Genomic DNA, 6940 nt, shown 5'->3' with positions numbered 1-6940 from the left:
GGGGTAATACCAGCGAAGCTGTCACCAGGGGCAAAGTAGATTCCACAAAAAGTAAAACCCTCAATTGAGGGCTTTTTTTATATTTCGCCTCCCATTAAGATGTGGCTAAACTGCTTTATTTACAGAGGGAGGCTTGTCATCTTGAAGCGAAATTGGGATGTGGAGGAACTCATCGAACATTTTACTTTTCTTCCGAAGGAAATGCAGTTGGTGGGCAACAAAACAGGAGAAACACGGATCGGCTTCGCGGTATTGTTGAAGGTTTTTCAGTATCAGGCCCGTTTTCCTGCTACCAAAAAAGAGATTCCCAAAGCAGTAGTGAGTTACATTGCTAAACAAATCAATACTGATCCCCAACTGTTCTCTCAATACGACTGGACCGGCAGAGCAATCAAATATCATCGATCTCAAATCCGAGAATTTTGTGGATTTCGGGAATCGACCACCAAAGACATTCAAGAAGTGATGGATTGGGTCCATGATCATGTGTTGCCTCGAAATATCGAACTCGAATGGGTAAAGGAAAAAGCCTATGCCGAGTTTCGCCGGCGACAGTTGGAACCACCTACACCAGAGCGTTTTGACCGAGTTGTACGTTCTGTCACCCGTACATACGAAACCTCCTTTTTCGATCAGATCTATCAGTGCTTGTCCAACACTTCTATTGCCCGAATAGACTCCCTCATTCATTTGTGGACATCTGAATCTACTGAGGAAGATTTTAATCCTAAAGATCCAGAACAACCCCTCACCTTTCGTGAATTGGTTGCAGATCCCGGACGGGTGGGGTTGGATAGCTTGTTCCGGGAGATATCCAAGCTCCGGACGATCCGTCATCTTCAACTTCCAGAAGATCTTTTTCATAAGGTCACTCCTAAAATGATCAAACGGTATCGGCAACGTGCGGTCACCGAGGATATTCGGGAATTACGGAGACATCCGGCACCGGTACGGTATACTCTGTTGTCCGCATTTTTCTGGAGCCGAAGTCGGGAAATCACGGATCATTTGGTGGAACTCTTGAACCAGATTGTGCACCGAATCGGTGCCCGTGCGGAACGCAAAGTGGAAAAGGAGATCCTCCATGACCTCAAACGCGTACATGGAAAGACGGGACTTCTATATCGATTGGCGGAAACAGCTCTGGAACACCCCGATGGAATTGTGAGGGAGGTTCTGTTTCCAGTCATCCAAGAAGAAACACTCCGATCACTTGTAAAGGAAATGAAAAATACCGGTCCAGCATACCGTCAGAAAGTCTATACCGTGATGCGGTCTTCCTATGGAACGCATTACCGGCGCATGGTTCCGGAAATCCTGGATGTACTTCATTTTCGATCAAACAATGATGTACACCAACCGGTTATTCAAGCGTTACAGTTGTTGAAGCAATACGCCCGCACCAGTCATCACCACTACGCCGAAACCGACGATGTTCCCATTGAAGGCGTGGTTCGGCCTGCTTGGGTGGAAACCGTTATGGATCAGGAAACACAACGAATCAACCGGATCAATTACGAAATTAGTGTGCTCCACGCTTTACGGGACAAATTGCGTTGTAAAGAAATCTGGGTGGTGGGAGCGGATCGTTATCGCAATCCAGAGGAAGATCTTCCGCAAGACTTCGATCAATATCGAGAAGAGCATTATCAGGCATTAAAGCAACCGTTGGAAGCGGATGCTTTTATCACAAAGCTCCAGCAGACCATGCATGAGGGATTGGAACGATTGAATACTGGAATTCCAGCGAATCCAAAGGTACGAATCTCCACCAAGGGAAACGGGTGGATCTCAGTCTCTCCCTTAGAGCCCCAACCCGAACCACGAAACCTTACCCTAATTAAAGCCCAAATCATGAAGCGATGGCCTATGACAAACTTGCTGGACATCTTGAAAGAGGCGGATTTGCGAATCGGTTTTACCGATTGGTTTAAAACCGTAGCAGTTCGAGAGGTATTGGATCGGGAGACGATTCAAAAGCGATTAATCCTTTGTTTGTACGGATTGGGAACCAATACGGGGTTAAAGCGGATTTCCGCTGGTGATCACGGTGAAAGCTATAAAGACCTTCTTTATATTCGGCGAAAGTTCATTCATAAGGAAAATCTCCGTCAAGCCACAGCAGCCGTTGTCAATGCCATCCTGAACCATCGGTTACAGGAAATTTGGGGTGAAGGGACAACCTCCTGTGCTTCGGATTCCAAGAAGTTCGGAGCGTGGGACCAAAACTTGATGACAGAATGGCACATTCGCTACCGGGGTCGGGGAATAATGATTTATTGGCATGTAGAGAAAAACTCCACTTGTGTCTACTCCCAACTAAAATCGTGTTCCTCGTCAGAAGTTGCTGCGATGATTGAGGGATTGTTGCGTCACAGTACCGATATGAGTATCGAGAAGAATTACGTGGATACTCACGGACAAAGCGAAGTGGCCTTCGCTTTTTGCCACCTGTTGGGCTTTCATTTGATGCCACGGTTTAAAGCGATTCACAGTCAAAAATTATACCGACCGGAAGCGGGGATGCCGGATGCTTATCCTCACCTTCAGCCGGTATTGACACGTCCGATCAATTGGGAATTGATTCGCCAACAGTACGATCAAATGATGAAATACGCCACGGCCCTTCGTCTAGGGACAGCGGACACGGAGGCAATCCTAAAACGGTTCATCCGAAGCAGCGGGCACCCTACGTATCGGGCATTAAGTGAATTAGGGAAAGCCGTGAAGACCATCTTCTTGTGTGAATACCTTCATTCGGAGGAAATCCGCCGGGAAATCCACGAAGGATTGAATGTGGTGGAGAACTGGAATTCTGCCAACAGCTTTATTTTTTATGGCAAAGGAGGGGAAATTCAAACCAATCAGATGGAAGATCAGGAAGTGGCGGTATTATCTTTGCATCTGTTGCAAAACTGCCTGGTCTTTATCAATACTCTGATGATCCAGGAGGTCTTAATGGAGGATGATCATAAGCTGTTGAGCCAGCTATATCCGGAGGACTTCCGTGCTTTAACGCCATTGATCTATTCCCATGTGAACCCTTACGGAACTTTCCGGTTAAACATGAAGGAAAGATTATCTTTGGGGAACATGAGTGTTTCGTAACGGGATTGTGGTCCATCAAATTCAAAGCCGATCTCCTCTTTGATTGAAATAAGGGGGGATGTAGCCCATGGTCCCCTATAATTGAATATTGTATTAAAATATTATAATATGTGTTTGCTGGAGATAAAAGTCCTAGGGAGTGAATGGTATGAGTCAACTTGGATCAACCACTGCTATCCAAGCCCAGTTACAAGGAGAACTGGTGTCTAAATTTTTTCATGGACTTGCCAATCCCGCCCGATTGCAAATCGTCCTTGCCTTATTGAAAGAGGAAAAAAGAGTTGGGCAGCTGGTGGAAGAATTGGGCATGAAACAGTCTCAGATCTCCAATCAACTGGCGTGCTTAAAGTGGTGCGGGTTCGTGACTTCCCGCCAGGAAGGAAAATATGTTTATTACCGGGTCATGGATCCTCGTGTCCGAGAGATCATCGAAATGGCCCGAGGGGTGGTTGCAGATAACGCTGAACACATTAATTCCTGCACAAGGATGTAAGCGATCAAAATAAATCAAAAGAGATGGCTGGAGACGAGAACCATCGGGGCTAAGAATGTTTTGTGAGCTTGTTGCTCATTTTGAACGGTTCCTCCGTTTCGACAGCTTCAGGTGAATCGCAAACCGCTACCATCAAAAACGCCCTGAAAAGGAAGTTGAAGTTGTTCAGAAAGTGAAGTGGGAGTCGTTGAAAGGAAGCAAAGGGACCGTTGTGATGGTATACGGCAAAGGAAAAAAAGTGAACGTAAAAACTCTTCAACAAACCGTATCGGATCTGGGGTATCCAGCGGAAATTACAAAATAAGAGAAACTACACTCTGATCAGAAGGAAAGGTGGATCTAATGGTAAAAGAAAAGAACCTCCGTGTACGACTTCCCATTCAAGGAATGACGTGTACAGGGTGTGAAGACCACATCGTAGAGGTATTGGAGAATGCCGGCACAAAGGAGGTTGCTGCTAGTTTTCAACGGGGAGAAGCCATTTTTCAAGTGGCAAGGGACGCCGATCTCGAAGCGGCTAAACGGGCCGTTGCCCAAACCGGGTATCAGCCGGGGAGAGAAGAAATCTTGACCCTGGAAGGAGTAAGTACCTCCAGTATAGAGGAGAGCGGGGACTACGATCTTCTGATCATCGGGTCCGGAGGGGCCGCTTTTTCCGCCGCGATTCAAGCGGTTGGCCAGGGTGCCAAAGTGGGGATGGTGGAGCGCGGTACTGTCGGGGGAACCTGTGTCAACATCGGTTGTGTCCCGTCCAAAACCCTGCTCCGGGCGGGGGAAACCCAACATCTGGCTCGTCAACATCCCTTTGCGGGGCTTCAGACATCGGCTGGCCCCGTCGATCTGAAAGCGTTGGTCGAGCAGAAAGACGAACTGGTAAACCAACTGCGACAACAAAAGTACATCGATTTGATCGATGAGTACGGGTTTGAGCTTATCCATGGGGAAGCCCGGTTCGTGGATCACCGAACGGTCGATGTAGACGGTCGTAAGATCACGGCCCGTCGCTTTTTGATCGCCACCGGGGCTTCCCCCGCTGTTCCGGAGATTCCAGGGCTCAACGAGATCGATTTTCTGACCAGTACTTCAGCGCTTGAGTTAAAGGAAGTGCCGAAACGCTTGGCAGTGATCGGAGCGGGGTATATCGCGCTGGAGCTTGGTCAGTACTTTCACCATTTGGGTGCTGAAGTAACCCTGATGCAGCGAAGCCCCCGTCTGTTGAAAACGTACGAACCCGAGGTTTCCGAGGCGGTGACTCAAGTGTTGACGGAGCAGGGGATCCGCCTGGTCACTGGCGCCTCGTTTGAGTGCGTGGAACAAAACGGCGGTATTACCACCATTCATCTCACGATCGATGGCGAAAAACGGGTCATCGAGGCGGATGCAGTGCTAGTAGCCACCGGAAGGCGGCCCAACACTCCCGCCCTCCAATTGGATGCTGCCGGCGTTCAAGTCGGCTCCCGTGGGGAAGTGGTAGTCGATGAATACCAGCAAACCAGTAACCCGCGGATCTATGCGGCGGGAGATGTGACATTAGGACCGCAGTTCGTTTACGTGGCTGCTCATCAAGGTGGGATTGCGGCGGAAAACGCACTGGGTACGGCGAAGCGCAAGATCGATCTTCGGGCGGTTCCTGGGGTGACGTTTACCCATCCGTCCATCGCCACGGTCGGTTTGACGGAGGTGGAGGCGAAAGACCAAGGCCATCTTGTTCAATCCTCGGTTTTGCCGCTTGAGGCGGTTCCCCGGGCACTTGTCAATCGAGAAACAACCGGTGTATTTAAACTGGTGGTCGATAAGCAGACACAAAAAGTGTTGGGGGTCCACATCGTGGCGGAAAATGCCGGGGACGTCATTTTTGCAGCGACCCTGGCGGTGAAATATGGTTTGACGGTGGAAGATCTGCGGGAAACCCTGGCACCATACCTAACGATGGCGGAAGGGTTGAAATTGGCGGCTTTGACCTTCGATAAAGACGTGTCTAAGCTTTCCTGTTGTGCAGGTTAACAGAGACAAAAGAAGGATAAACAATTATGAAAAAACATTCAGCAACTGGCGAACAAGCTTAACAAAATTCAGCGATTTCCTCTTATGATATAATCAAATGAAACACTTCACAGAATGTCCCTTCTGTGAAGTGTTTCATGCATATGGAGGGGGAAATCGGAGTGGAAAACGTCCATTATCTCGAACAATTCACTTCACGAAAGGATGGAACGCCTTTTGATGACGTACCAGACAGTTTGAATGAGTGGATGAAACGGTATATGCAGTTGACAGTGATTGGAGTGCGTTCCGAGGAGGTCACCCGGAAAATTGGACTTCACTTAAGACGGTTTCTGGATTATTTCATTGAGTCTTACGGTCACGATCGAATTTCCACCTGTTTGAAGCGGGATGTGTTATCTTGGCAGCGGTCCCTTCAGAGTCAGGAATTGGCACCGGCAACAATCAATAACCATTTGGCTTCCCTGTCCTCTTTTACAACTTGGGTTCAAACCCAGGATCCCGATCAATTTCCCGCTGGGGATCCAGCTCAAGGGATTCGGGAGTTAGGCTTACCTCCATTGGAGCCACGGGCTCTCTCTGATGAGCAAGTTCGATCCCTTACAAACCTCTGTGATCGATTGGAGCGATTCCATCAGTTGAAAGGACGACGTTGGAAAGGGAAGCAAGCTCCGCTAAAAGCTCATAGTCGTCCCTCACGTGACCGGGCCATCATTTATGTCCTACTTTCCACGGGGCTCCGACGCCAAGAGTTAGTTGACTTAGATTGGGACCAACTTCTTCCCAACACACCGGAACAACTGAAAAATGTCCGTCGAGCCAGGATTCAGCGGGTTAAGGGGAAAGGAAATACCGAACGAACGGTGTTTCTGTCAGTGGATGCCCGCTTAGCGTTGGCTGATTACCTGGAAAAAGAGCGTGAACAGGATGTAACAGATGAAACTCAAGCGCTTTTCTTAAGTCCTAAGGGATTACCAGCTCGCAAGTCAGATGGCAGACTGTCTTTACGTGCAATCAATGGGATATTGGATCAGATCGGGCGCTGGCATGACGCAGAGGTATCTGATTCAGCACGAAAGATTTCGCCCTTACGTCCTCATGATCTCCGGCATACCTTTGCTTTTCGATTAGCTCAAGAAACTGGTGCAGATGCTTATGAACTGGAACGGCGTCTTGGCCATCGTTCCCAACGATATATCCAGCGTTACACAAATCCACCCGAGGAGTTAGCAGCGCTATATGTAGAAGAGTTTTAATAAAAAAGCCCTCAATTGAGGGTTTTACTTTTTGTGGAATCTACTTTGCCCCTGGTGACAGCTTCGCTGGTATTACCCC

General features: G+C 48.5%; 4 protein-coding genes. All 4 read left to right on the top strand.

The window, feature by feature from the left end; translation table 11 throughout:
* The first annotated feature begins 141 nt into the window (after window positions 1-141).
* Window positions 142-3108, top strand: a complete 2967-nt coding sequence (locus tag IEV46_RS17400; RefSeq protein ID WP_188433817.1) for a Tn3 family transposase — start codon at window positions 142-144, stop codon at window positions 3106-3108.
* A 148-nt stretch (window positions 3109-3256) separates the two neighbouring features.
* Window positions 3257-3601, top strand: a complete 345-nt coding sequence (locus IEV46_RS17395; protein WP_188433815.1) for an ArsR/SmtB family transcription factor — start codon at window positions 3257-3259, stop codon at window positions 3599-3601.
* A 342-nt stretch (window positions 3602-3943) separates the two neighbouring features.
* Complete coding sequence (merA, locus tag IEV46_RS17390) at window positions 3944-5605, top strand: mercury(II) reductase (protein ID WP_188433813.1); 1662 nt, start codon at window positions 3944-3946, stop codon at window positions 5603-5605.
* 161 nt (window positions 5606-5766) lie between these two features.
* Window positions 5767-6861, top strand: a complete 1095-nt coding sequence (locus IEV46_RS17385; RefSeq protein WP_188433810.1) for a tyrosine-type recombinase/integrase — start codon at window positions 5767-5769, stop codon at window positions 6859-6861.
* Window positions 6862-6940: the final 79 nt, after the last annotated feature.

The organism is Kroppenstedtia guangzhouensis, assembly GCF_014637345.1.
GTDB lineage: Bacteria > Bacillota > Bacilli > Thermoactinomycetales > DSM-45169 > Kroppenstedtia > Kroppenstedtia guangzhouensis.
This window is presented reverse-complemented; position numbering and strand designations above follow the sequence as displayed.